Consider the following 25,295-nt stretch of genomic DNA (forward strand, 5'->3'; position numbering starts at 1 on the left):
CGACCAGCCTTCATAACAGCCTCAGCTTAATTTTCTGTTTTCTCATCTCTATTTTTGTTTGGTCACGGTGCAATCGAGGGCAATATGTCAATACAAAATGAGAAAGATAATCATTACCTTTTAAAAGACTGGCGACCCGAAAACCCGGCATTTTGGGAAAATAAAGGTAAAAAGATCGCGCGGAGAAACCTTTTTATTTCAGTAACTTGTCTGCTACTCGCCTTCTGCGTATGGATGTTATTTAGCGCAGTAGCGGTGAATCTTAATAAAGTAGGATTTAATTTCACTACCGACCAGCTCTTTTTATTAACCGCCCTTCCTTCGCTTTCCGGGGCAATATTACGCGTGCCCTATTCGTTTATGGTGCCAATATTTGGCGGGCGCTACTGGACGGTAATCAGTACCGTTATATTAGTGGTGCCATGCCTGTGGCTCGGTTTCGCGGTACAGAACCCGGCTACGCCGTACTGGATATTTATCATCATCGCTCTGCTGTGCGGTTTCGCCGGCGCCAACTTTGCCTCCAGCATGGGCAATATCAGCTTTTTCTACCCGAAAGCAAAACAGGGCAGCGCGCTGGGCGTGAACGGCGGGCTGGGCAACCTCGGCGTCAGCGTGATGCAGCTGCTCTCGCCTGTTTTCGTTTTCCTCCCGCTGTTTACCTTCCTCGGCGTGCGCGGCGCCGGGCAGCCGGACGGCTCAACCCTGTGGCTGGGCAACTCGCCGCTTATCTGGGTCCCGCTGCTGCTGATCGCCACCGCGGCCGCCTGGTTCGGCATGAACGATATCGCTGGTTCCAAAACCTCCATTCGCGATCAGCTGCCGGTGCTAAAACGTCCGCATATGTGGCTGCTGAGCCTGCTGTATCTCGCGACCTTCGGCTCGTTTATCGGCTTTTCCGCGGGCTTTGCGATGCTGGCGAAAACCCAGTTCCCGGACGTCAATATCCTGCAGCTGGCCTTTTTCGGGCCGTTTATCGGCGCCCTGGCCCGTTCATTTGGCGGCATTATCTCTGACCGCCTCGGCGGGGTTAACGTGACCCTCGCCAACTTTATCCTGATGGCGCTGTTTACCGGCCTGCTGTTTCTCACCCTGCCGGGCTCCGGTTCCGGCAGCTTCCTCGCCTTTTACGTGGTGTTTATGGGGCTGTTCCTGACCGCCGGCCTCGGCAGCGGCTCCACCTTCCAGATGATCGCCGTGATCTTTCGCCAAATCACCGTCGATAGCGTCAAAAAGCGCGGCGGTACCGACGAACAGGCCCAGCATGAGGCGGTGACCGATACCGCCGCCGCGCTCGGCTTTATCTCCGCCATTGGCGCCGTGGGGGGCTTCTTCATCCCCAAAGCCTTCGGCACCTCGCTGGCCATGACCGGCTCCCCGGTCGGCGCCATGAAGATCTTTTTTGTGTTTTACGTGGTTTGCGTGCTGGTGACCTGGCTGGTCTACGGGCGCCGCAGGCCGGCGACGAAATAAACAAAATAATAAATAAATGTTGAGCAATGTAACCACGGGGGCGCAATCCCCCGTCAGGAGATAATGTCATGAGCAAACTACTGGATCGCTTTCGCTACTTTAAGCAAAAGGGCGAGAGCTTTGCCAACGGCCACGGTCAGGTGTACAACACCAACCGTGACTGGGAGGATAGCTACCGCCAGCGCTGGCAGTTCGATAAGATTGTCCGCTCCACGCACGGCGTAAACTGTACAGGCTCATGTAGCTGGAAAATCTACGTTAAAAACGGGCTCGTCACCTGGGAAACCCAGCAGACCGACTATCCCCGCACCCGCCCTGACCTGCCGAACCATGAGCCGCGCGGCTGCCCGCGCGGCGCCAGCTACTCATGGTACCTCTACAGCGCCAACCGCCTGAAATACCCGCTGGCGCGCAAGCGGCTGATTGAGCTGTGGCGCGAGGCGCTGGCGCAGCACCCGGACCCGGTGAACGCGTGGAACAGCATCATGCAGGACCCGCAGAAATGCCTGAGCTACAAGCAGGCGCGCGGGAAAGGCGGATTTATTCGCTCGACTTGGAAAGAGCTCAACCAGCTGATCGCCGCCGCCAACGTCTGGACCATTAAAAACTATGGTCCGGATCGCGTGGTCGGCTTCTCGCCCATTCCGGCGATGTCGATGGTCTCCTACGCCGCCGGTACCCGCTATCTGTCGCTGATCGGCGGAACCTGCCTGAGCTTCTATGACTGGTACTGCGACCTGCCGCCCGCCTCGCCGATGACCTGGGGCGAGCAGACCGACGTGCCGGAATCCGCCGACTGGTACAACTCCAGCTACATCATCGCCTGGGGCTCCAACGTCCCGCAGACCCGAACGCCGGATGCCCACTTCTTCACCGAAGTGCGCTATAAAGGCAGCAAAACCATCGCTATTACTCCGGACTATTCGGAAGTCGCCAAGCTTTGCGACCAGTGGCTGGCGCCCAAACAGGGCACCGACAGCGCGCTGGCTATGGCGATGGGCCACGTGATCCTTAAGCGCTTCCACCTCGATAACCCCAGCGATTACTTCCTCAACTACTGTCGCCACTACACCGATATGCCGATGCTGGTGATGCTCGACAGGCGCGACGACGGCAGCTGGGTGCCCGGGCGCATGCTGCGCGCGTCGGACCTGCTGGACGGGCTGGGTGAAAGCAATAACCCGGAATGGAAAACCGTCGCCTTCAATGCCGCAGGGGAGCTGGTGGCGCCTAACGGCTCGATCGGCTTCCGCTGGGGCGAGAAAGGGAAATGGAACCTCGAACCGCTGGCGGCCGACAAAGAGACCGAGCTGCGGCTCTCGCTGCTGGATATCAAGGACTCCGTCGCCGCGGTGGGCTTCCCCTACTTTGGCGGTAACGAAAACCCGCATTTTCGCAGCGTTAAGCAGGAGCCGGTGCTGATCCATCAGTTGCCGGTTAAGCAGTTGGCGCTGGCAAACGGCGAAAGCGGCCTGGTGGCCAGCGTTTACGATCTGGTGCTCGCCAACTATGGCCTCGATCGCGGCCTGGATGACGCCAGCGCGGCGCAGGATTTTGACGATCTCAAAGCCTACACTCCGGCCTGGGCCGAACAGATCACCGGCGTGTCGCGCCGACATATCGAGCAGATCGCCTGGGAGTTCGCCGACACCGCGCATAAAACCCACGGGCGCTCGATGATTATCCTCGGCGCCGGCGTCAACCACTGGTACCACATGGATATGAACTACCGGGGGATGATCAACATGCTGGTGTTCTGCGGCTGCATCGGGCAAAGCGGCGGCGGCTGGTCGCACTACGTTGGTCAGGAGAAGCTGCGCCCGCAAACCGGCTGGCTGCCGCTGGCCTTCGCCACCGACTGGAACCGCCCGCCGCGCCAGATGAACAGCACCTCGTATTTTTACAATCACTCCTGTCAGTGGCGCTATGAGAAGTTGACCGCGCAGGAGCTGCTCTCCCCGCTGGCGGATGCCAGCCGCTTTAGCGGCCACCTGATTGATTTTAACGTCCGCGCCGAGCGCATGGGCTGGCTGCCGTCGGCGCCGCAGCTGAGCGTCAACCCGCTGACCATTAAGCAGCAGGCCGATTCTGCCGGACTCTCTCCCGCCGACTTCACCGCCCAGGCGCTGAAATCCGGCGATATCCGCTTTGCCAGCGAGCAGCCGGATAACGGCAAAAACCATCCGCGAAACATGTTTATCTGGCGCTCCAACCTGCTGGGCTCGTCCGGGAAAGGCCACGAGTACATGCTCAAATATCTGCTGGGGACCGACAGCGGTATTCAGGGCGATGAGCTGGGGGCGACGGATGAGGTGAAGCCGGAAGAGGTGGAGTGGCAGACCGCCGCCATTGAGGGCAAGCTCGACCTGCTGGTGACCCTCGATTTTCGCATGTCGAGCACCTGCCTGTTCTCCGATATCGTCCTGCCGACCGCCACCTGGTACGAAAAAGACGATATGAATACCTCGGACATGCACCCGTTTATCCATCCGCTCTCCGCCGCCGTTGACCCGGCCTGGGATGCGAAAAGCGACTGGGAAATCTACAAAGATATCGCTAAGGCCTTCTCCGAGGTCTGCGTCGGCCATCTTGATAAAGAGACCGACGTGGTGCTGCTGCCGCTGCAGCATGACTCCCCGGGGGAGCTGTCGCAGCCCTTCGACGTCTTCGACTGGCATAAGGGTGAGTGCGATCTGATCCCCGGGAAGACCGCCCCGACCATCGCGGTAGTTGAGCGCGACTACCCGGCGACCTGGGAGCGTTTTACCTCCCTTGGCCCGCTGCTGGACAAGCTGGGCAACGGCAGCAAAGGGATTTCGTGGAATACCCAGGACGAGGTCGATTTCCTCGGCAAGCTCAACTACGTCAAGCTCGATGGCCCGGCCAAAGGCCGCCCGCGCATCGACAGCGCGATAGACGCCGCCGAGGTGATCCTCAGCCTGGCGCCGGAAACCAACGGTCAGGTGGCGGTAAAGGCCTGGCACTCCCTCGGCGAGTTTACCGGCCGCGAGCACAGCCACCTGGCGATCAATAAAGAAGACGAGAAGATCCGCTTTCGCGATATTCAGGCCCAGCCGCGCAAAATCATCTCCAGCCCCACCTGGTCCGGCCTTGAGAGCGAGCACGTCTCGTACAACGCCGGCTATACCAACGTGCATGAGCTGATCCCGTGGCGCACGCTCTCCGGCCGCCAGCAGCTCTATCAGGATCACCCCTGGATGCGCGCCTTCGGCGAAAGCCTGGTGGTCTATCGGCCGCCGATAGATACCCGCAGCGTCAGCCATATGAAGGCGATCCCGCCCAACGGCTTCCCGGAAAAAGCGCTCAACTTCCTGACCCCGCACCAGAAATGGGGCATCCACTCCACCTACAGCGAAAACCTGCTGATGCTGACCCTGTCGCGCGGCGGGCCGATCGTCTGGCTCAGCGAAACCGACGCCAGGGAGCTGGGGATTGAGGATAACGACTGGATTGAAGCGTTCAACGCCAACGGCGCCCTCACCGCCCGCGCGGTGGTCAGCCAGCGCGTGCCGCCTGGGATGACAATGATGTACCACGCCCAGGAACGAATCATGAATATTCCGGGTTCTGAAGTCACCGGACTGCGCGGCGGGATCCATAACTCGGTGACCCGTATTTGCCCGAAACCGACCCATATGATCGGCGGCTACGCGCAGCTGGCCTACGGCTTTAACTACTACGGCACCGTCGGCTCTAACCGCGACGAGTTCATCATGATTCGAAAAATGAAAAATATTAACTGGCTGGATGACGAAGGTTCCGATCGGGTACAGGAGGCGAAAAAATGAAAATACGCTCACAGGTCGGGATGGTGCTAAACCTCGACAAATGCATTGGCTGTCATACCTGTTCGGTCACCTGCAAGAACGTCTGGACCGGGCGCGAAGGCATGGAGTATGCCTGGTTTAACAACGTCGAAACCAAGCCCGGCATCGGCTATCCGAAAAACTGGGAAGACCAGGAGGAGTGGCAAGGCGGCTGGATCCGAGGAATTACCGGCAAGCTCACGCCGCGCCTCGGCAGCCGCGTCGGCGTGCTATCGAAAATCTTCGCCAACCCGGTGCTGCCGGGGATCGACGACTATTACGAGCCCTTTACCTACGACTATCAGCACCTGCATACCGCCCCCGAAGGCCAACACCTGCCCACCGCCCGCCCGCGCTCGCTGATCAGCGGCAAGCGGATGGATAAAATCACCTGGGGTCCCAACTGGGAGGAGCTGCTCGGCGGCGAGTTTGAAAAGCGCGCCCGCGATCGCAACTTCGAGGCGATGCAGAAAGAGATGTACGGCCAGTTCGAAAACACCTTCATGATGTACCTGCCGCGCCTGTGCGAGCACTGCCTCAATCCGAGCTGCGCCGCCACCTGCCCGAGCGGCGCCATCTATAAGCGTGAAGAGGATGGCATCGTGCTGATCGACCAGGACAAATGCCGCGGCTGGCGGATGTGCATCAGCGGCTGCCCGTACAAAAAAATCTACTTCAACTGGAAAAGCGGCAAGTCGGAAAAATGCATCTTCTGCTATCCGCGCATCGAATCCGGTCAGCCAACGGTCTGTTCGGAAACCTGCGTCGGGCGTATTCGCTATCTCGGCGTGCTGCTGTATGACGCGGACCGCATCGAAGAAGCGGCCAGCACCGAGCATGAAACCGACCTCTACGAACGTCAGTGCGACGTATTTCTTGACCCGCACGATCCGGCGGTAATTGAAGAGGCCCTGAAGCAGGGTATCCCGCATAACGTCATCGACGCCGCGCAGAAATCACCGGTCTATAAGCTGGCGATGGACTGGAAGCTGGCGCTGCCGCTGCATCCGGAATACCGCACGCTGCCGATGGTCTGGTACGTCCCGCCGCTGTCGCCGATCCAGTCCGTCGCCGACGCCGGCGGCCTGCCGAACAACGGCAGCATTCTGCCGGCGGTCGAAAGCCTGCGTATTCCGGTCCAGTATCTGGCCAACCTGCTGAGCGCCGGCGACACCGGTCCGGTGCTGCGCGCCCTGAAGCGTATGATGGCGATGCGCCACTACAAGCGCTCGCAGACCGTAGAAGGCGTCACCGATACCCGCGCCATTGAGGAAGTCGGCCTCAGCGTCGAGCAGGTTGAGGATATGTACCGCTATCTGGCGATCGCTAACTACGAAGACCGCTTCGTGATCCCCACCAGCCATCGCGAAATGGCGGAAGACGCCTTCCCGGAACGCAACGGCTGCGGCTTCACCTTCGGCGACGGCTGCCACGGCTCGGATACCAAATTCAACCTGTTCAACAGCCAACGCATTGATGCGATCAATATCGGGGAGAGAGACTAATGCGCATCCTCAAAGCGATCGGCCTGCTGCTGGAGTACCCGGACGAAGTACTGTGGGACAACCGCGAGGAGGCGCTGGCGCTGGTCAGCGCCGATGCGCCGGCGCTGCTGCCGTTTGTTGAACCGCTGCTGGCCGCCCCGCTGCTCGACCGTCAGGCCGAGTGGTGCGAAGTCTTTGAGCGCGGGCGCGCCACCTCGCTGCTGCTGTTCGAGCACGTGCACGCGGAGTCCCGCGACCGCGGCCAGGCGATGGTCGACCTGATGAATCAGTACGAGCAGGCCGGCCTGCAGATCGACTGCCGCGAGCTGCCGGACCATCTACCGCTGTATCTGGAGTATCTCAGCACCCTGCCGGCGGAGGGCAGCCGCGAAGGATTGCAGAACGTCGCGCCGATTCTGGCGCTGCTCGGCGGGCGGCTCAAGCAGCGGCAGTGCGAGTATTATCGGCTGTTTGACGCGCTGCTGGCGCTGGCCGGCAGCAAACTCAATAGTGACAGTGTCACTAAGCAGGTGGCGGGTGAAAAGCGCGATGATACCCGCCAGGCGCTGGATGCGGTGTGGGAAGAGGAGCAGGTGAAATTTATCGAAGATAAAGCCACCGCCTGCGACAGTTCTCCGCTGCAAAACTATCAACGACGCTTTAGCCAGGACGTCGCGCCGCAGTACGTCGACGTCCGTGCCGGAGGCCCGAAATGATACAGTACCTCAACGTCTTATTTTACGATATCTACCCCTACCTCTGCGGCACGGTGTTTCTGCTCGGCAGCTGGCTGCGCTACGATTACGGCCAGTACACCTGGCGCGCTGCCTCCAGCCAGATGCTCGACAAACGCGGTATGGTGCTCTGGTCAAACCTGTTCCACATCGGCATCCTCGGCATCTTCTTCGGCCACCTGTTCGGCATGCTGACGCCGCACTGGGTCTATTCGTGGTTCCTGCCGATGTCGCAAAAGCAGCTGATGGCGATGATCCTCGGCGGCGCCTGCGGCGTGCTGACGCTTATCGGCGGCGCGGGCCTGCTGATCCGCCGCCTGACCAACCCGCGCATTCGCGCGACCTCGTCGACGGCGGATATTATGATCCTCAGCATCCTGCTGATTCAGTGCCTTCTTGGCCTGACGACGATCCCCTTCTCCGCCCGGCATCCGGACGGCAGCGAAATGCTCAAACTGGTGGACTGGGCGCAGGCGGTGGTGACCTTCCACGCCGGCGCTTCGGCGCATCTTGAGGGCGTGGCGTTTATCTACCGCGTCCATCTGGTGCTGGGGATGACTATCTTCCTGATATTCCCGTTCACACGCCTGGTCCACGTCTGGAGCGCGCCGATCGAGTACCTGACCCGCCGCTACCAGGTGGTGCGTTCAAGGCGCTGAGTCTCTCTCCCGGGAGAGCAGCAGCGTTAAGCGCCGGCAGCAATGCCGGCGCTTAAGTAGTCCCGCTATTTACCCGCGTCCGGATGGGTGTCAAACGCCGCCATCACCGCCGCGAGATCCGTCTCGCTAAAGCCGTGCTTCGCGTCATTCACGCCGAGGCCAAAGCGCGTTTGCAGCGTGTCATACAGCGCGGCGACGTCGGGCAAATCGACCTTTTCCACCACCCGGCTGTTATCCCAGTGGGTGAAGTGGAAGTTGGTTAAGGTCATCTTCCCGCCGTCAGTCAGGTGGCGGCACAGCAGCAGGTGGTGGCGGAAATGCGACTGCGGCCAGTGGGCGGACCAGAAATTGCCCATCACGTAATCGGCGGCAAACTGGCAGCCTAAATCGAAATGATACATCGACTGCCAGTGATCATGATGGCTGAACTGCAGCGTCCAGCGCTCGCCTTCATGCAGCAGGCGATAGACGCCGTGCGGGGTCTGCTGCGCAACGTCCGCCAGCAGCCTGATGGGCGCAGTCAGCGTTTGCCCGCCGAAGCCGACGTCGGCAATCCAGCGCTCGCCGTCGACCTCCACCAGCAGCAGGCGGTGGGTTCGCGGCGGCATCTGCGGCGGATTCGCCAGCACCACGCGGCCCAGCAGGCTGCGTACCGAAAAGCCAATCTCGCTCAACGCCCGCTCAAACAGGCCGTTCTGCTCGAAGCAGTAGCCGCCGCGGCGGGCATTAATCAGCTTCTCCTCCAGCGACCGATCGTCAAGGTGAATCTCCCGCGGCAGCAGAACATCGAGGTTCTCAAACGGGATCGCGCTGTTGTGATGGATATGCAGCGTCCGCAGGGTGTTAATCGACACATCCGGGGTTCCCGTCCAGCCCAGACGAGAAAAATAGGCACGTAAAAATGGGCTCATCAATGTCTCCAGCAATCGGTGTGCGTCATTTATAGCGTATTTTTTCCGTCCCACCGGTATTTTTGTGCGGTCGTGAGGCTCAGCGCGCGCTGCGCTGCATCAGCGCCAGGGCGCTCAGCATCAGCGTCAGGCCGGTCAGCAGGGTCAGCGTAGCCATCGCCATTCCCTGTCCCGCCGAGCCCTGCTCAAACTGACGCCAGATAAACACCGCCACGGTCTGCGTGCCCGCCGGGGCCAGCAGCAGAGAGGTCACCAGCTCCCGCGAGGCGACCGCAAACACCATCAGCATCGCCGCCAGCAGCGCCGGAAACACCAGCGGCAGCACGATCAGGCGCAGCGCCTGCAGCGGCGAGGCGCCGTGCACCCTGGCCGCCGGTTCCAGATTATTACCGAGCTGGCGCAGCGCGCTGCCCACGTAGCGCACCGGCCACGGCAGCAGCAGGCAGCAGTAGGAGAGCAGCAGCATAAACCAGGTGTTATACGGCGAAACCGGCCAGAACGGGCGGTTCCACAGCAGAATCAGCCCCACCCCGACCACCACGCCGGGCAGCGCCGCCGGCATCAGCGACAGAGCATCGACAATGGCGCTACCCCTTATTTTTTGGATCAGCACCAGCCACGCCGCCACCAGCCCCAGCAGGCCAACAATCAGCGCCGAGGCCAGCGCCAGAGAAAGGCTGGTCCCCAGCGCCGAAAGCGCGTCGCCCTGCTGGTTAAACAGCGCGATAAAGTGGTTAAAGGTAAAATTATCCGCGCTGATTCCGCCCGACAGCGTGCCCATCAGGCTGGTGACAACCGTCGATGCCACCGGCAGCACCACCGCCAGCCCGGCGACCGTCGCCATCAGCAGCAGCGCCGGGAGGGTAAACCAGCCCGCCGTCGCCCCGCTATTTTCACCCGGTTTGCCGGTCACGCTGGTCACTTCTTTATCCCCCACCAGCCGGCGCTGCAGCCACCAGGCCAGCAGCGCGACGACGATCAGCAGCAGCGAGAGCAGCGATGCGCCGTTCAGATCGATGGGCCAGTCGGCAAGCTTCTTCTCAATCCCGACGGTCAGCATCACCACTCCCGCGCGGGAGCCTAGCGCCGCGGGGACGCCATACTCCTCAATCGCCAGGGTAAACGCCAGCAGCATGCCCGCCGCCAGCGCCGGAGAGAGCATCGGCAAGGTGATATGCCAGAATGCCCGCCAGGCGCTGGCGCCGTGCACGCGCGCCACGATAGCCAGCCGCTGCCCGCTCGCCAGCAGGCTCCGGGAGACGGCAAAATAGACCACCGGGAAAATATTCAGCGCCATCACCAGCACGATCCCGCTGCGGCTGAACAGCAGATCGTTGAGATCCCAGCCGGTGAGCTGCTGCAGATAGCCGTTGCGCTGCAGCACCAGCATCCACGACAGGGCGGCGATATAGGGCGGCGTGAGAAAAGGAATTAAGAACAGCAGATCCCAAAGGCGCGGCAGCGGCAGATTAAACAGCCCGCGCAGCACCCCGAGCGGGAGCCCGATGGCGACGCTGACCAGCGCCACGCCGCAGGCGATCCACAGGGTGCCGCCGAGCATCGCCGGCAGCTGCGGATCGGCAAACAGCGTCGCGACGCCGCTAAACGCCCCGGCCAGCGAACCGGCGCTGAAGTGGGGAAATATCGCCTGTAAGACGATAAAAAACAGCGGCAGCGCCACCAGCACCAGCAGCGCCGCTAGCGTAACGCCAGAAATAAGTTTTTGATTCACCGTATGTACCTGCAAGCGAGGGATTCCCCCCGCCGCGCTCGGGCCAACGTCAGGCCGGCACGGCAAGGGGGAAAGCAGATTACTGCGCGAAGAGCGTGTTGAAGCGGGTCAGTACCGCGCGGCGTTCGCTGCTGCCGTCGCCGCTGGTCGGCAGGACCTTCAGCTCGTTAAGCAGCGGGCGCTTCGCCGGGACGTCGGATCGCGCCGGCATCAGCCAGGCGTCCGCGACCATCGCCTGACCTTCCGGCGACAGGACGTAGTCGACAAAGGCTTTGGCATCGTCAGCATGCTGGGTGGTTTTCAGGATCATCATCGGACGCGGCGCAATTACCGTTCCGCTGGCCGGGAAAATCACCTTCAGCGATTCGCCCTGGCTAATATTGCCGTAAGAGACGTAGTCCACCGCGCCGAATACCGCCGCCTTGGCGCCCTGCATCACCGGCGTCACCGCCTGCGCATTCGGCCCGCTGACCACCATTCCGTTCTTTTTCAGCTCATCGAACAGGGCCCAGGCCTTATCGCCCATCCCGTTCTGCAGCCCGATCAGCAAATCCAGAGATGCGCCGGACAGCGCCGGGTCCGGGGTGGTCACTTTGTCCTTAAACGCCGCTTCCGTCAGGTCGCGCCACTCCTTCGGTTCCGGCGTGCCGCTTTTGCTGTTCCAGACGATCCCCAGCGCCGAAATGCCCTGCGCAACGTAATCAGCCGATTTCAGATTGGCCGGCACCTTATCGGCGTTGGCGCTTTGATACGCCAGCAGCCAGCCGCGGGAATGCAGATCTTCCGCGGTGTCCCACGAGGCCGAGATCAGCACATCCGCCTGCGGGTTGGCCTGCTCGGCTTCAAGGCGCGCCATAACCTTACCGGTGGTGGCCTGGAAAATATTGACCTTCACGCCGGTTTTCTTTTCGTAGCCGCTGGCGAGACCTTTCGCCAGCGTGCCGGGACCGGCGGTGTAAACGGTTAGCGCGTGGGCGCTGGACATCATCGTGGCCGACAGCATCATCGCGAGCACAGCTCCTTTCTTAAAGGTCATAACGGATTTCATGCGGGTTCCCCTGAGGATGAAGTAACAATGCGGACGGCGGCAACGCTGCCCGCTGATAAATGCACAATACGGTCAGCCAGCAGCTCTGCTTCGCGGCGGTCGTGGGTCACGTAGACGGCGGTGATGCCAAGCTGGCGCAGCAGACGGCTCATCTCGATGCACAGAGACTCACGCAGCTCGCTGTCAAGGTTAGAGAGGGGTTCATCAAACAGCAGCACGCGAGGTTCGGCGACAATTGCCCGCGCGAGGGCGACGCGCTGCTGCTGGCCGCCGGACAGGCCGGAGGGTTTACGCTCGGCGAAGCCGGTAAGCCCGACCCGCGCCAGCGCGGCGCTGACCCGCTGCTGGCGTTCGCCGCGAGGCACCCCGCGCATGCGCAGCGGAAAGGCGATGTTTTGCGCCACGGTCATATGCGGCCACAGGGCGTAATCCTGGAAAACCATGCCGATATCGCGCTGCTCCGGGGCCATCCCCCAGCCGGCTTTCGCCACCAGGCGGTCGCCAAAGCGGATCTCGCCGCTGGCGGGAACGGTGAGCCCGGCCAGCAGGCGCAGCAGCGTGCTTTTGCCGCAGCCGGATGGCCCCAGCAGCGCGACGATACTACCCGCTTCGATATGCAGATCGATATTATTGAGAACGGTGTTGGCGCCGAAAGCGAATGAAACGCCGTCAAGCTTGATGCCGGTAAGCGCGCGCATTATCGCCCTCCCCATCGGGAAAGCGATGCTCTACCGGCGGTTGAAACCCGCCGGGCCGCGCCCACCTGCGATAAATACAGGGGAGCTAACATGTTGTTATCCTCTTTGGGACTTAGTGCCGCCAACTATAGGGAGCCTGGATGACGTATTGATTACATTTTCATTGCGGCTTAACTTGTTGTCTGGCATCAGACCCATTTACCAAGGAACGCATATGAGCCGCTTTCGCCACGTCGAACTTCAGTACGCCAGTCGCCTGCTCAATCACGGCCCCACCATTCTGATAACCAGCTACGACGCTCAATCCGGGCGCCGCAACGTGATGGCCGCCGCATGGTCGATGCCGGTGGAGTTCGCGCCGCCCCGCGTCGCCATCGTGGTCGATAAGAGCGCCTGGACACGGGAGATCGTCGAGCGCAACGGGACCTTCGGCATCGTGGTGCCGGGCGTGGCTGCCGCCAGCTGGACCTACGCGGTCGGCAGCATCAGCGGACGCGATGAGGATAAATTCAACGCCTACGGCATTCCGGTGGTTAACGGTCCGGAGCTCGGCCTGCCGTTAATTGAAGAAAAGTGTCTGGCGTGGATGGAGTGTCGGCTGCTGCCGCCCACCGCCGCCCAGGAGCAGTACGATACCCTGTTCGGCGAAGTGGTTTCCGCCGCCGCCGATGAGCGGGTTTTCGTCACCGGACGCTGGCAGTTCGACGATGATAAGCTCAATACGCTGCATCATCTCGGCACCGGCAACTTTGTCGCCAGCGGCCGGCACGTCCGGGCGAACACGCCGGAAGAGTAATCCCGCGGCTCACGGCAGGCTGGTTGAGGGCGCACAGGGCATTTGGTGGGGATCGCTCACCTGCTGCTAAGTGAGGCGCAACCGGCGGCCATCAACCGCTGCCTGACGCACCCGGCGGATACGGTTCGCGTTGGGGCTGTTTTATGCTCGGCGCACGCTCCGGTTTGACGCTAAGCGAGCGCCTGGCGGCGGCCTCAGCGCTGCAGCCGGCGCCGGTCCTCGCTGGGGGTCAAGCCAAAGACCTTTTTATAAAGGGTGGTAAAGTGGTTGCTGTTCGCGAAGCCGCATAAATAGGCCACTTCGGTAATAGTCATATCGGTTTCGCGTAGTTTTACCCTCGCAGAGACCAGACGCAGGCGTTTTATATAATTATCCGGGGTTAAACCGGTCGCCTCTTTAATATGGCGGAAGGCAGTGCGCGTGGTCAGATGAAATTTATCGGCCAGCACCTGCCAGTTATGCTCTTCAAAACAGTGGTCCTGCAGCCAGGTGAGTAATTTATGTAATTTATATTTAGTATTGCTATATTCCGCTTCGCTTTCGGCATGCAATATCGTCGTCGCCAGCTGAAAAAAGGCGGCCTCGCGCAGAGCGCTGTTTTCACCACGCTGAAAATCAGCTGAGAATATCTTCTCAACCAGCCCCTTACAGATATGGCGGGTATCGGGGGCCAGCCAGCCGTAGCAGGAAGCCTGCTGTGCGGAGAATTTGCGTAATAACGCATCGAGATTCTGCAAATAATTAAATTCAACTGAAGGGTTAATCAGCACGTTGATTAACTTGAGCGTCCCGAGCTCGTCATAATAATGAACGTCGCCCGGTTGCACGTAAAAAACGTCCCCCTGCTGAATATAGAGCGGCCGGCCATTAATAACGTGTAAACCATGTCCCTGCTCGACAATGACCAGTTCGGCAAACTCGTGGCTATGTTCATGGCTGTTATCTTCGGGGTCGCTGGCGTACATCGCCAGCTTGTCCTGGGGATGGGCGAAATAATACTCAACGGTCAGTGTCATCATTAGCGAAGTCCAAAACGGCATACGGCGCAGTGGCACGATAATGCATTTTACCGGCGCCCACGAGCCAGATTTATGGAATTGTGATCGCCAACCAGCCCATCCCACCATCAGTGCCATTTCCACCGGTGCGTTGGCATTGCCAGAGTGGTTGGCGCGGGTTACGACGTCTTATGCTGCGGATAAATAAACGTAGAGGACGCAGTATGTCACAGGCTATTCAGCACAACTCCGGGGTCACGATGACCCGCCACGAGGATTTTTTACGCACCGCCGAGAGCCTCAGGCCGACGCTCAGCAGCCGGACTCACGCGCCGGCGGCGGTTATCGCTGCTAGCGCCGATCCGCAGGCCATCTTTGGTTGGCGGGCGCGGCCGGTCAGCACGCCCGAGGCGCTATATCAGCGCGATCTGACCAGCGGCGACAGCTTTATTATTGATTTCGGCAGCCACTACGTCGGCTACCTGCATTTCGCCTGCTCTGGCGTCGGCAGCCCGCCGGATGCCCCGGCCCACCTGCACTTTACCTTCGGTGAAACCCTCAGCGAAGTCTGTGAGCCATTCAGCGAATATCAGGGCTGGCTGAGCAGCAGCTGGCTGCAGCAGCAGGACGTATGGCTCGATGTGCTGCCCGCAGAGGTTAACCTGCCCCGCCGCTACTGTTTTCGCTACCTGAAGGTGGAGGTTAAGGCCGTGTCGCAGAAATTCCGCCTGCGGATTGGGCACATTCGGCTGAATGCCGTTACCTCTGCGAGCGAAACCTGCCTGCCCGGTACCACGGCGGACCCGCAGCTGCAGGCTATCGACCGGGTCTCGGTACTGACCTTAAAAAACTGTATGCAGGAGGTTTTTGAAGACGGACCTAAACGGGACCGCCGCCTGTGGCTTGGCGATTTGCGCCTGCAGGCGCTGGTTAACGACGTCACCTTCACCCGCCACGATCTGGTTCGCCGCTGTCTGTACCTCTTTGCCGGCCATACCCGGGAAGACGGCATGGTCTCCGCCAACGTGTTCGTCCAGCCTGATGTCATCGCCGACGATACTTTTCTCTTTGATTACTCGCTGTTTTTCGTCGATGTTCTCTACAGCTATCTGCAAAGCACCGGCGATAGCGCCACCGCTTTGCAGCTGTGGCCAACGGCGCGCCGCCAGGTTGAGCTGGCGCTGACCCGCTGCGATGACGCCGGCCTGGTGCGCGATAGCGACGACTGGTGGGTATTTATCGACTGGCAGGAGTCGTTGAATAAACAGGCCGCGGCGCAGGGGGTGCTGATTTACTGTCTGCAGCGCGCGATCTGGCTGGCCGGGCGTTTTGAACCCGAGCTGGCCCCCACGCTCAGCGCGCGCCTGCAGGCGCTAAAAGCAGCGGCCCAGCGCGAGCTTTGGGACCCGGAGCTGGGTTTTTACGTTAGCGGCGCCGGGCGACAGGTTTCCTGGGCCTCGCAGATCTGGCTGGTGCTGGCGGAAACCGGCAGCGCCGGGCAGCGCCGGGAAGTCATGCGTAATTTGCAACAAAATCCCCCGGCTATCGCCATGAATACGCCCTACCTGCGCCACCACTTTGTCGCCGCTCTGCTGCAGTGCGGGCTACGCGATGAGGCCGTCGCGGAGATCAAAGCCTACTGGGGCGCGATGGTCGATTACGGCGCCGATACCTTTTGGGAGATTTTTGACCCGGCGCATCCTGACTTTTCCCCTTATGGCAGTACGCTGATAAACAGTTACTGCCATGCGTGGAGCTGTACCCCGGCCTGGTTTATTCGCCAGTACGGACTTTAACAACAACAATAAGCGAGCATATTTTATGGCAGAAACAACCTTTACCCGGTGGCGGCAGCGCCTTGGCTATGGCATCGCCGACCTCTCCTGCAACCTCGTGTGGCAGCTTATCTCTCTGTATCTGATGTTCTTTTACACCGACGTGATGGGCCTTCCCGCCTACTATGTCGGCCTGATGTTCCTCGTTACCCGCCTGGTGGACGGCGTCGCCGACGTGCTGATGGGGCTGGTGATTGATAACACCACCACCCGCTGGGGGCGCTGCCGTCCGTATCTGCTGCTTGGGGCGGTACCTTTTGGGCTGCTGTGCATTCTGGCCTTCTATGTGCCGGATTTCGGTACTACCGGCAAGCTGCTTTACGCCTTCATCACCTACCTGTGCCTGTCGTTTCTCTATACCCTGGTCAACATCCCGTTCTGCGCGATGCTGCCGTTCCTGACCAGCGATTCGCGTGAGCGGACCACCCTCTCGGCGGTGCGAATTCTGCTGGGCTCCCTCGGCGCAACGATTGTCGCCGTTGCGACTCTGCCGCTGGTTGGCGCGCTGGGCAAGGGCAGCCAGGCCCACGGCTTCTTCTACACCGCGGTCATTTTCGGCGTAATTGCGACGTTCTTCCTGCTGGTGAGTTTCCGTAACGTTAAAGAGAACATCAGCATTACCCAGGAGCGAATGACCTTGAAACGCGCCTGGGTCAGCCTGCGCGCCAACCGTCCGTGGTGGGTGTTCGCCAGCAATATCTTCCTGATGTGGGGGGCGTTCTTCTTCCAGACCGGCGCGCTGGTTTACTTCTTCCACTACTACGTTGGCAATAACGATCTGACGGCCATTGTCGCCGGGATCTCCACCTTCGTTCCGCTGCTGGGCACCCTCACCGTGCCGCTACTCGCCAGCCGGATGAAAAAGCGCCACGTCTACCTGATTGCCAGCGCCATTAACCTTGTCGGCATGGGCATGATGATGGCCGCCGGCGTCAATAGCTGGGGGCTGATTGCCGGGGCGATTGTGCTGTCCCTTGGCGCGGGCCAGCGTACCGCCATTTACTTCTCCATGCAGGCCGATCCGGTGGATTACGGCGTGTGGAAAACCGGCATCAACACCGCGGGGATTTTAACCTCAATCAACGGCTTCTTCGGCAAAGTTGCTATGGCCGGCGCGGGCGCGATTACCGGCGTGCTGCTCTCTTCGGGCGGCTATGTCGCCAATCAGGCGCAGAGCGAGAGCGCGATGCTGGCGATTAAAGCCTGCTATCTCTATATTCCGGCGCTGCTGATTGTCGCCTCGATGCTGTGGATCGGCCGCTTCTATCGCCTCGACGATGATTACGAGCAGATCCGCGCCGATCTTGACGCCGGCCGCCGCGCGCCGCCGGAAAGCCCGTCGGCCTGCGGAGAACATCACGCCATGTAAGGCGTCCTCACCTCTTTACCTCTGAAAGAAATAAGGATTCTTATGCGTATCTCTGTGATTAGCGCAGCGGTTTGCTGCGCCCTTTTTTCGGCCTACGGCATCAGTGCAGCGCCGCTGACTATCGAACAACGGCTGGCGCAGCTCGAAGCCCGGCTCAATCATGCGGAGCAGGAAGCGGGTGACGCCAACCGCCGCGCGCAGCTGTCGGAACAGCGAACCACTGCCGCGGAACAGCGCGCGGCGGCGGCGGAGAAACAGGTGCAGGCCCTCAGCCAGCGGACCGCCGCCAGCGAGCAAAAACAGCAGGCCACGAACCAGCATCTCAGCAGCCAGCTGGCGAAAACCGCTCCCGGCGACGGCTTTGAGTTTAACGCCTACGCCCGTTCCGGCATGCTGGTAGATAGCCACGGCAAAGGCGCCCGCGGCGGCCCGGGGATCTCTCCGGCCAGCTCGCTCAACGGTGATGCCCACGTCGGCCGTCTCGGCAACGAGAAGGATAACTACGTGGAGCTCAGCTTTGGCAAGAAAATGACCTTTAGCGACGGTTCGTGGGCGCACTTCAAAACCATGCTCGCCGATGGCGCCACCAACCCGGACCCGTGGGTACAGGATAACGACAGCCACCATCTGAACGTGCGGCAGCTATACGTCGAAATGGGCAACTTTGCCGATTTTTCCGGGCCCTTTAAGCACGCCTCAATCTGGGCGGGCAAGCGTTTCGATCGCGACAATTTCGATATCCACTTTACCGACAGCGACATTATGTTCCTCGGCGGTACCGGCGGCGGCATCAACGACGTCAGCTGGGGCAGCAATCTGCGCGGTGATTATTCGGTCTATGCGCGCAACTTTGGCGATCTGGGTAGCGACAATTATGAAGATAACGATATTCAGAACCTGATGTTCACGGCCAACCACTTCTGGCACAACTGGCAGCTGATGACTACCGCGATGACCGCTCAGGGCAACGATTCGCTGAAGGATAACACCTCCACCACCGGCAGCTACGCTCTGCGTAGCGACAACACGGCGAAGAACGGCTACTACGCGATGCTGGCCTATCGCGATAAGCAGCGGTTTTATGGCCTGGCGCCGGGCGTTTCGGAGAGCGCGCTGCAGTATGGCAGCGGTTTAGGCGCCGAGGCGCGCCAGCCGGGCAGCGACGGGGATTTAACCGAGAACGCCAAATCCCTGCGTTTTGCCTCCTGGGGTATTCTGCCGCTGGGCAAAAACTGGGAGCTGGCCCCGTCAGTTATCGCCCAGCATAGCGAAAGCCGCTATCGCGATGGCGACCGCTACGATTGGGCGACCTTCAACCTGCGGCTTTCTCAAGGCATCACCCGCAATTTCGCGCTCCTGTACGAAGCGTCCTGGCAGTATATGGACCTGAACCCCAACGGGCGAACCTATCGCTACAACGACGATGTCCATCAGTATCAGGCGGTGAGCGGCGATTTTTATAAGCTGACCTTCGCCCCGACGTTTAAGGTGGGCGATGTGTTTGATATTAAAGCGCGGCCGGAGATTCGATTCTTCGTTACGTGGATGAACTGGGATAAGGCGCTGGATCGCTACGCCATTAACGATGATTTCGGCAGCAAAGGCTTTACCGCCGGCGGCAACTGGAACTTCGGCGTGCAAACCGAGATCTGGTTCTAAGGGGGGAGCCCAGGATAAGGCACCGAACCGTTCTTCTGCTGGGGCGACGCCTTGTCCGGGCTACAAAGACCGCCGGCTTTTGTAGCCCGGACGGGCGCAAAGCGCCTCCTCCGGCAGCCCGAAGCCGCTACATGCTATAACCGGGCTTTTTAATCAGCTGCTCCATCTGCGGGGCGATTTCGCTGTCCCACACCTGCTGCCAGTCGCTCGGGTCAACCTGCTTGAGAGCCACGCTCACCGAGCTGTCCTTACTGTTCAGGTGCTGCACCAGTACGGCGGCGATATCGGCGGCCAGCGCCGCTTTTTGCTCATCATTCAGCTCGCGAGGAAAACACTTAATATCAACATGCGGCATAGCGGACTCCTTATTGTCAGAACGATAAAACTACCACAGCCCGGGCGCGTCGGTTTTCATTTTGTGCCTTAAATCAGCTCGTTGCGCCGCAACACCTGTTCCAGCTCAGAACGTCGATATACGGCATCCGCGACGGCGACAAATTTCGGCGTGTGCGCTTCGAACCATTCCCGCCGCGGCCCCCAGCAACACATCACCGCGATATAACAGTCCAGCAGGCCGATCTGCGCGCCCAGCGCATAGGGCGCAGCGGCAAGCTGCTGCTCCAGCCACAGGTAGAGCGACTTGCGATAGTTCACGCAGTTTTCCCGCAGCTGCTGCGGGGCATCCGCCGTCCAGCGCTCGGGGTAGTCCGCATAGGTGAAGGTGGGATAGACGTTGGCGACCAGCCAAATCAGCAGGTGCTGGAACCGGTGGCGCTGCGGCGTCCCGGGCTCTGGCGCGAGATCCGGCCGCTGGTCGAGGATCGTTAAGGCCATCGCCGCGGATTCGCTCATCACGCTGCCGTCCGCCAGCTTAAAGGTGGGTACCTGACACAGCGGGTTTATCTGCATCAGGCTGTCGCGCTGGGGTCCGGGTTTATCAAAGCCTTCAACGTTAACAAAATGGTACGGGATTTCGGCCAGCGTCAGCATCAGCTCGCTGATTGCCGACCCCCAGCCCGGTACGCCATAGACGGTAATCATGCTCAGCCTCCACGGTAAACGTCTGCGTCGGGTAAAAGCCGGGAAAATAAGCAGGCAGCACGCTATTTAACGGCGTGCTACGCCGACTCTCGCTCCAGCAAATGATAGCCCAGATCCACAATCGCGTTCCCTTCCCCAACGCCTTCAATGCGGTCGGCGAGGAGGGTTGCCGCGCGTTCGCCAATCGCATGGCGATCGACGCTCACGGTCGTAATCGCCGGTCGGTTGCTGGCGGCAAAATCCAGATCGCCAAAGCCCATCACCGCTAAATCCTTCGGCACGCGCAGGCCACGACTTTCGGCCTCCATTATCGCCCCCTGCGCCAGGGTATCGGAACTGCATACGATAATATCGTACTCGCCAGCGCCAAGCAGCTGGGCCAGGCCGCTGCGCCCCAGCGCCAGCGAGGCCGGGAGCGGCACTTCCACCTGAGGCACATCGCGAATATCATTTTTGACCAGCCGGGCGCACAGCCCCTGCTTACGCAGCGCTGCTCGCGCGTCCCCTGCCCACAATAGTCCCGGGCGCCGGTAGCCCTTTTGCAGCAAAAACTCGCCTATCGTCTCGCCAACTTTTTCATGTGAAAAGCCCACCAGCATATCCAGCGGCGTCGGGGTCAGGTCCCAAATTTCCACCACCGGGATCGCGGCGTTGAGGATAGTTTTCTTTAATGCCGGGGCATGCTGAATTCCGGTCAGCACTACGCCATCCGGGCGACGGGAGAGCAAGGTTGCCACCAGCTCCGCTTCGGTTTCCCGACTGTAGCCCGCCACGCACAGCAGCATATGATAGCCGCGCGCCGCAAGGGTATCGCTCAGAGCCTGGATGGTGTCGACAAACATATTGTTGTTGATTTGCGGTACCACCACGGCAATCAGCCTGCTGCGTCGTGAAGCCAGTCCGCCGGCCAGCGCATTGGGAATGTAGCCCGTGGCCTGCACCGCATGCAGCACCTTTTCCACCGTTGCCGGACGCACCAGCTGCGGCGTATTCAATGCCCGACTGACCGTCATGGATGATAACCCCGCCGTGCGGGCAACATCATCCAGCGTCGGCACGCGCGTCGGTTTTCTGCTTTTCACGACTAAGCCCCTGTGTTGAGTCGTTCCCAGCGAGCATTATTGATGATGGCCCGGCCAATTGCCAGCGCCCGCCCGCGCATCCGCATGAGAATCAATAACCTGAGAGATAAAATGTTATCGCTATCATTGATAATTGTGCTATTTCACAAACTCTTTTGAATCGTGATGTCGCCTCCATAATTTTACCCTTAATAACCTAAAGTTGTGATCATTTGTACAAATTAAAGGCAGTCCTGTGGCATAAAAACCAAAGCTGATTTAAAAATGTTAGCGCAAACATTTCATAACCTATAAGGAACTTGCCATGACCGCCAGCGCCAATTCCAGCTCCGTGACCTACGCCAAAACCACCGGCGTGAAAACTGCCGCCGAAACCGGCGACCGCATTGAGCACGTTAAACTCTCCCTGGCCTTTCTCCCCCTGGCCACGCCGGTCAGCGATGCCAAAGTCCTCACCGGGCGGCAAAAGCCGCTGACCGAAGTCGCGATTATTATCGCTGAAATCCGCTCCCGCGACGGTTTCGAAGGGGTAGGCTTTAGCTATTCCAAACGCGCGGGGGGTCAGGGGATCTATGCCCATGCCAAAGAGATTGCCGATAACCTGCTCGGCGAAGACCCCAACGATATCGACAAGATCTACACCAAACTGCTGTGGGCGGGCGCTTCCGTAGGGCGCAGCGGCATGGCGGTACAGGCCATCTCCCCTCTTGATATTGCGCTGTGGGATATGAAAGCCAAACGCGCCGGGCTGCCGCTGGCGAAGCTGCTCGGCTCCCATCGCGATTCGGTACAGTGCTACAACACTTCCGGCGGCTTCCTGCATACGCCGCTGGATCAGGTGCTGAAAAACGTCGCCATCTCGCGGGAAAACGGAATCGGCGGGATCAAGCTGAAGGTGGGCCAACCGAACACCGCCGAGGATATCCGTCGCCTGACGGCGGTGCGTGAAGCGCTGGGCCCGGATTTCCCGCTGATGGTTGACGCCAACCAGCAGTGGGACCGGGAAACCGCCATTCGCATGGGGCGTAAAATGGAACAGTTTAACCTGATCTGGATTGAGGAGCCGCTCGACGCTTACGATATCGAAGGCCACGCGCAGCTGGCCGCCGCGCTGGATACGCCGATTGCTACCGGCGAGATGCTGACCAGCTTCCGCGAACACGAACAGCTTATCCTCGGCAACGCCTGCGACTTCGTGCAGCCGGACGCCCCGCGCGTCGGCGGTATCTCCCCCTTCCTGAAGATTATGGATCTGGCGGCGAAGCATGGCCGCAAGCTGGCCCCGCATTTTGCGATGGAAGTGCATCTGCACCTCGCCGCCGCCTACCCGCTAGAGCCGTGGCTGGAGCACTTCGAGTGGCTGAACCCGCTGTTTAATGAACAGCTTGAGCTGCGCGACGGGCGGATGTGGATTTCTGAACGCCACGGGCTGGGCTTCACCCTGAGTGAACAGGCGCGCCGCTGGACCCAGCACAGCTGCGAGTTTGGCAAACGCCCCTGATGCTTGTGCAGGCTATTTTCCCGGACCGGGAGCGAACGCGCCGGGTCCGGGCTGGCGGATAATCGATTCCTCCACCATCCCGTAGTCCGGTCAGCTCATGACCGGGGATATGTTATTAACGACCGGCGGGAACACCCTTGTCGCCCCTCCCGCCCCTGACTCGCTGTACCCACATACCCAACCCTGCAATGGAGTTGAAAAGTGAATACACCAATAAAACGCAGCAACGTGCGTTACGGCATCTTATTATTTCTTTTTTTGGCTACCGTATTTAATTATGCTGACCGCGCGACGCTATCGGTCGTCGCACCGATTATGAGTAAGGAACTAGGATTCGACCCGGAAGCTATGGGTCTGGCTTTTTCCGTCTTTGGTATTTCTTATGTGATAATGCAAATTCCCGGCGGTTGGCTGCTGGATAAATACGGTTCGCGGCTGGTATATGGCTGCGCGCTGATCGGCTGGTCGGTAGTGACTATGTTCCAGGGGACGATCTTTCTGTTTGCCAGCCCGCTGGTGGTGCTGGTTATTCTGCGCCTGATGATGGGCGCGATAGAAGCCCCGGCCTTCCCCGCCAACAGCCGCCTCAGCGTGCAGTGGTTCCCGAATAAAGAGCGCGGGTTTGTCACCTCGGTATATCAGGCGGCGCAGTATATCTCCCTGGGTATTATCACGCCGCTAATGACCATCATCCTGCATAATTTAAGCTGGCATTATGTCTTCTATTATATTGGCGCCATCGGGGTGGTCCTGGGGATATTTTGGCTGATTAAGGTCAAGGACCCTTTGCATCATCCGAAAATAAACCAGCAGGAGCTTGAATATATTCGCGAGGGCGGCGGCGAACCGGAATTAGGCAGCCAAAAAACGCAGCACAAATTAACCCTCGCGCAGATCAAAAGCGTGTGCGTAAACCGCATGATGATCGGCGTCTATATCGGCCAGTTCTGCGTCACCTCGATTACCTGGTTCTTCCTGACATGGTTCCCGACCTACCTCTACCAGGCGAAGGGGATGTCGATACTGAAAGTCGGTTTTGTCGCCAGTATTCCGGCGATTGCCGGGTTTATCGGCGGCCTGCTCGGAGGGCTGTTTTCCGACTGGCTCCTTAAGCGCGGCTATAGTCTGACCACTGCCCGCAAGATACCGGTGATCTGCGGCATGCTGCTCTCCTGCGTCATCGTTATCGCTAACTATACCGCTTCTGAGGTGGTGGTTATCGCCGCCATGAGCCTGGCCTTCTTTGCAAAAGGCTTTGGCAATCTCGGCTGGTGTATCCTCAGCGATACGTCGCCGAAAGAGATGCTGGGCATCGCCGGCGGGGTCTTCAATATGTGCGGTAATCTCGCAAGCATCATCACCCCGCTGGTCATTGGGATCATTATTGCCAATACCCACTCCTTTGATTACGCCATTCTGTACGTCGGCTCAATGGGCGTACTCGGCCTGCTCTCCTATCTGTTTATTGTCGGGCCGCTGGATCGCATCAATCTGACGCCTCGCGCTGCCTGATTATTGCACCTGGCGAGACTTCGCCCCCGCTGTTTCGCAACACACTCCTGCGAAACAGCGGCTTTTTAGTAGGCGATCCCCGGCGGATTGACCACCGACTGCGTCACCGCCTCCCCCTGCTCTCCCCAGCGCGCCAGCACCTGCTGATACTCGCCGCGGGCTATCGCCCCGTCGAGCGCCGCCTGCAGCGCGTAAACCAGGCCGCTGCCCTTTTTGGTGGTGGTGGCAACCCAGGCTTTTTTCGGTCCCAGGCCCACGACTTTGGTCGTGCCGGTCAGCGCCGCTTTATAGGCCGCCACCGACTGCGGGCCAAAGAACACATCGGCGCGTCCGGACTGAATATAGAGATTGCCGGAGGCGTCATCGGTCAGGTACACCGGCAGCGCCGGCTGGCGCCCCGCCGCTTCGTTCTCGGCGTTCCAGCCCAGCAGAATACGCTCCTGATTGGTGCCGGAGCCGACAATCACCTTCCGCCCGGCAAGATCCGCCGCGCCGCTCACCCTGGCTATCGGGCTGGTGGATTTGACGGAAAAGGCCAGCGAATCGACGCGGTAGGTGGCGAAATCGAATTTCTGCTTGCGCTGTTCGGTCACCGCGATATTGACCAGCGCGACGTCATAACGCCCGGAGGTGATGCCCAGCGGCCAGTCCTCCCACGCCGTCGGCACCAGCCGGAGCTTGAGCCCAAGGCTGCCGGCCAGCAGGCGGGCGATATCCGGATCGCTGCCGATACGCGTGCGGTTATCGCTCGCCAGCAGCGCCAGCGGCGGTGAATTCAGCGCCGAGATAGCCACCGTCAGCGTCCCGGGTTCAACGAAGCGATAGTTCGCCGGGATCTGCGCAATCGCCTGCTTGTCAACCGTCACCGGCAGCGGCTGCTCGTTGGCCCGCAGGTCAATTTCCGCCTGCGCCCCCGCCGGGATAATGCCGATCATT

Annotated in this window: 20 protein-coding genes; 11 read left to right on the top strand and 9 right to left on the bottom strand. The window is 60.1% G+C overall.

Going from position 1 to position 25,295, the window contains the following annotated elements:
* The first annotated feature begins 84 nt into the window (after window positions 1-84).
* From QFI97_RS15650 to narI, 5 genes are all read left to right on the top strand, one after another.
* A complete protein-coding gene (locus QFI97_RS15650; protein WP_095097662.1) occupies window positions 85-1,473 on the top strand; it encodes a NarK family nitrate/nitrite MFS transporter in 1,389 nt (462 codons plus the stop codon).
* Window positions 1,474-1,541: 68 nt separating this feature from the next.
* Window positions 1,542-5,282, top strand: a complete 3,741-nt coding sequence (locus QFI97_RS15655; RefSeq protein ID WP_346431543.1) for a nitrate reductase subunit alpha — start codon at window positions 1,542-1,544, stop codon at window positions 5,280-5,282.
* Window positions 5,279-6,805, top strand: coding sequence for a nitrate reductase subunit beta (narH, locus tag QFI97_RS15660; RefSeq protein WP_346431544.1), 1,527 nt, complete (start codon window positions 5,279-5,281; stop codon window positions 6,803-6,805). The genes QFI97_RS15655 and narH overlap by 4 nt, the downstream gene beginning before the upstream one ends.
* On the top strand, window positions 6,805-7,500 hold the full coding sequence (narW, locus tag QFI97_RS15665; protein WP_346431545.1) for a nitrate reductase molybdenum cofactor assembly chaperone: 696 nt from the start codon (window positions 6,805-6,807) through the stop codon (window positions 7,498-7,500). Before narH ends, narW begins: the two co-directional genes overlap by 1 nt.
* Window positions 7,497-8,177: a respiratory nitrate reductase subunit gamma gene (gene narI / locus QFI97_RS15670; protein WP_346431546.1), complete on the top strand. Its 681-nt coding sequence runs from the start codon at window positions 7,497-7,499 to the stop codon at window positions 8,175-8,177. Before narW ends, narI begins: the two co-directional genes overlap by 4 nt.
* A 65-nt stretch (window positions 8,178-8,242) precedes the next feature.
* Here the strand turns inward: narI and nhoA are convergent, their stop codons facing one another.
* The 4 genes from nhoA to QFI97_RS15690 all read right to left on the bottom strand — a co-directional run bounded on the left by nhoA (window position 8,243) and on the right by QFI97_RS15690 (window position 12,569).
* The gene (nhoA, locus tag QFI97_RS15675) at window positions 8,243-9,088 is read right to left on the bottom strand and encodes an N-hydroxyarylamine O-acetyltransferase (protein WP_346431547.1); all 846 of its coding nucleotides are present in this window, start codon (window positions 9,086-9,088) and stop codon (window positions 8,243-8,245) included.
* A gap of 79 nt (window positions 9,089-9,167) precedes the next feature.
* Window positions 9,168-10,820, bottom strand: coding sequence for an ABC transporter permease (locus tag QFI97_RS15680; protein WP_095097646.1), 1,653 nt, complete (start codon window positions 10,818-10,820; stop codon window positions 9,168-9,170).
* Window positions 10,821-10,899: 79 nt separating this feature from the next.
* The gene (locus QFI97_RS15685) at window positions 10,900-11,868 is read right to left on the bottom strand and encodes an ABC transporter substrate-binding protein (protein ID WP_331835270.1); all 969 of its coding nucleotides are present in this window, start codon (window positions 11,866-11,868) and stop codon (window positions 10,900-10,902) included.
* Complete coding sequence (locus QFI97_RS15690) at window positions 11,865-12,569, bottom strand: ABC transporter ATP-binding protein (RefSeq protein WP_346432098.1); 705 nt, start codon at window positions 12,567-12,569, stop codon at window positions 11,865-11,867. Before QFI97_RS15690 ends, QFI97_RS15685 begins: the two co-directional genes overlap by 4 nt.
* A 211-nt stretch (window positions 12,570-12,780) precedes the next feature.
* On the opposite strand from QFI97_RS15690, the gene QFI97_RS15695 reads away from it, so the two are divergent.
* Window positions 12,781-13,362 carry a flavin reductase family protein gene (locus tag QFI97_RS15695; protein WP_095097637.1) on the top strand — a complete coding sequence of 194 codons (582 nt, stop codon included), beginning with the start codon at window positions 12,781-12,783 and terminating at the stop codon, window positions 13,360-13,362.
* A 194-nt stretch (window positions 13,363-13,556) separates the two neighbouring features.
* Here the strand turns inward: QFI97_RS15695 and QFI97_RS15700 are convergent, their stop codons facing one another.
* A complete protein-coding gene (locus tag QFI97_RS15700) occupies window positions 13,557-14,381 on the bottom strand; it encodes a helix-turn-helix domain-containing protein (RefSeq protein WP_346431548.1) in 825 nt (274 codons plus the stop codon).
* Between the two features lie 203 nt (window positions 14,382-14,584).
* On the opposite strand from QFI97_RS15700, the gene QFI97_RS15705 reads away from it, so the two are divergent.
* Genes QFI97_RS15705 through QFI97_RS15715 form a run of 3 tightly spaced genes read left to right on the top strand, consistent with a single transcriptional unit; the run spans window position 14,585 to window position 19,223 of the window.
* The gene (locus QFI97_RS15705; protein ID WP_346431549.1) at window positions 14,585-16,156 is read left to right on the top strand and encodes an alpha-L-rhamnosidase-related protein; all 1,572 of its coding nucleotides are present in this window, start codon (window positions 14,585-14,587) and stop codon (window positions 16,154-16,156) included.
* Between the two features lie 25 nt (window positions 16,157-16,181).
* Window positions 16,182-17,564 carry an MFS transporter gene (locus QFI97_RS15710; RefSeq protein ID WP_095097631.1) on the top strand — a complete coding sequence of 461 codons (1,383 nt, stop codon included), beginning with the start codon at window positions 16,182-16,184 and terminating at the stop codon, window positions 17,562-17,564.
* A 42-nt stretch (window positions 17,565-17,606) separates the two neighbouring features.
* Entirely contained in the window at window positions 17,607-19,223 is a 1,617-nt protein-coding gene (locus tag QFI97_RS15715) for a carbohydrate porin (protein ID WP_346431550.1), read from the top strand.
* 127 nt (window positions 19,224-19,350) lie between these two features.
* On the opposite strand, the gene pptA is transcribed toward QFI97_RS15715, so the two are convergent.
* The 3 genes from pptA to QFI97_RS15730 all read right to left on the bottom strand — a co-directional run bounded on the left by pptA (window position 19,351) and on the right by QFI97_RS15730 (window position 21,346).
* Entirely contained in the window at window positions 19,351-19,578 is a 228-nt protein-coding gene (gene pptA, locus QFI97_RS15720; protein WP_095097625.1) for a tautomerase PptA, read from the bottom strand.
* A 68-nt stretch (window positions 19,579-19,646) separates the two neighbouring features.
* Window positions 19,647-20,264, bottom strand: coding sequence for a glutathione S-transferase family protein (locus QFI97_RS15725; RefSeq protein ID WP_095097622.1), 618 nt, complete (start codon window positions 20,262-20,264; stop codon window positions 19,647-19,649).
* A gap of 77 nt (window positions 20,265-20,341) precedes the next feature.
* Window positions 20,342-21,346, bottom strand: coding sequence for a LacI family DNA-binding transcriptional regulator (locus QFI97_RS15730; protein WP_346431551.1), 1,005 nt, complete (start codon window positions 21,344-21,346; stop codon window positions 20,342-20,344).
* 304 nt (window positions 21,347-21,650) lie between these two features.
* On the opposite strand from QFI97_RS15730, the gene QFI97_RS15735 reads away from it, so the two are divergent.
* Together QFI97_RS15735 and QFI97_RS15740 are read left to right on the top strand one after the other, a co-directional pair.
* Entirely contained in the window at window positions 21,651-22,847 is a 1,197-nt protein-coding gene (locus QFI97_RS15735) for an L-talarate/galactarate dehydratase (RefSeq protein WP_331835275.1), read from the top strand.
* 201 nt (window positions 22,848-23,048) lie between these two features.
* The gene (locus QFI97_RS15740) at window positions 23,049-24,359 is read left to right on the top strand and encodes an MFS transporter (protein ID WP_095097613.1); all 1,311 of its coding nucleotides are present in this window, start codon (window positions 23,049-23,051) and stop codon (window positions 24,357-24,359) included.
* 65 nt (window positions 24,360-24,424) lie between these two features.
* On the opposite strand, the gene QFI97_RS15745 is transcribed toward QFI97_RS15740, so the two are convergent.
* The gene (locus QFI97_RS15745; protein WP_095097610.1) at window positions 24,425-25,294 is read right to left on the bottom strand and encodes a transporter substrate-binding domain-containing protein; all 870 of its coding nucleotides are present in this window, start codon (window positions 25,292-25,294) and stop codon (window positions 24,425-24,427) included.
* Between the last annotated feature and the right edge of the window lies 1 nt (window position 25,295).

The organism is Klebsiella scottii, from assembly GCF_036561945.1.
GTDB lineage: Bacteria > Pseudomonadota > Gammaproteobacteria > Enterobacterales > Enterobacteriaceae > Klebsiella > Klebsiella scottii.

Excerpts from the sequence above, each read along its gene's own strand:
- QFI97_RS15650 (WP_095097662.1), top strand. The coding sequence starts at position 85 with ATGTCAATACAAAATGAGAAAGATAATCATTACCTTTTAAAAGACTGG.
- QFI97_RS15655 (WP_346431543.1), top strand. The coding sequence starts at position 1,542 with ATGAGCAAACTACTGGATCGCTTTCGCTACTTTAAGCAAAAGGGCGAG.
- narH (WP_346431544.1), top strand. The coding sequence starts at position 5,279 with ATGAAAATACGCTCACAGGTCGGGATGGTGCTAAACCTCGACAAATGC.
- narW (WP_346431545.1), top strand. The coding sequence starts at position 6,805 with ATGCGCATCCTCAAAGCGATCGGCCTGCTGCTGGAGTACCCGGACGAA.
- narI (WP_346431546.1), top strand. The coding sequence starts at position 7,497 with ATGATACAGTACCTCAACGTCTTATTTTACGATATCTACCCCTACCTC.
- nhoA (WP_346431547.1), bottom strand. The coding sequence starts at position 9,088 with ATGAGCCCATTTTTACGTGCCTATTTTTCTCGTCTGGGCTGGACGGGA.
- QFI97_RS15685 (WP_331835270.1), bottom strand. The coding sequence starts at position 11,868 with ATGAAATCCGTTATGACCTTTAAGAAAGGAGCTGTGCTCGCGATGATG.
- QFI97_RS15695 (WP_095097637.1), top strand. The coding sequence starts at position 12,781 with ATGAGCCGCTTTCGCCACGTCGAACTTCAGTACGCCAGTCGCCTGCTC.
- QFI97_RS15700 (WP_346431548.1), bottom strand. The coding sequence starts at position 14,381 with ATGATGACACTGACCGTTGAGTATTATTTCGCCCATCCCCAGGACAAG.
- QFI97_RS15705 (WP_346431549.1), top strand. The coding sequence starts at position 14,585 with ATGTCACAGGCTATTCAGCACAACTCCGGGGTCACGATGACCCGCCAC.
- QFI97_RS15710 (WP_095097631.1), top strand. The coding sequence starts at position 16,182 with ATGGCAGAAACAACCTTTACCCGGTGGCGGCAGCGCCTTGGCTATGGC.
- QFI97_RS15715 (WP_346431550.1), top strand. The coding sequence starts at position 17,607 with ATGCGTATCTCTGTGATTAGCGCAGCGGTTTGCTGCGCCCTTTTTTCG.
- pptA (WP_095097625.1), bottom strand. The coding sequence starts at position 19,578 with ATGCCGCATGTTGATATTAAGTGTTTTCCTCGCGAGCTGAATGATGAG.
- QFI97_RS15725 (WP_095097622.1), bottom strand. The coding sequence starts at position 20,264 with ATGATTACCGTCTATGGCGTACCGGGCTGGGGGTCGGCAATCAGCGAG.
- QFI97_RS15735 (WP_331835275.1), top strand. The coding sequence starts at position 21,651 with ATGACCGCCAGCGCCAATTCCAGCTCCGTGACCTACGCCAAAACCACC.
- QFI97_RS15745 (WP_095097610.1), bottom strand. The coding sequence starts at position 25,294 with ATGATCGGCATTATCCCGGCGGGGGCGCAGGCGGAAATTGACCTGCGG.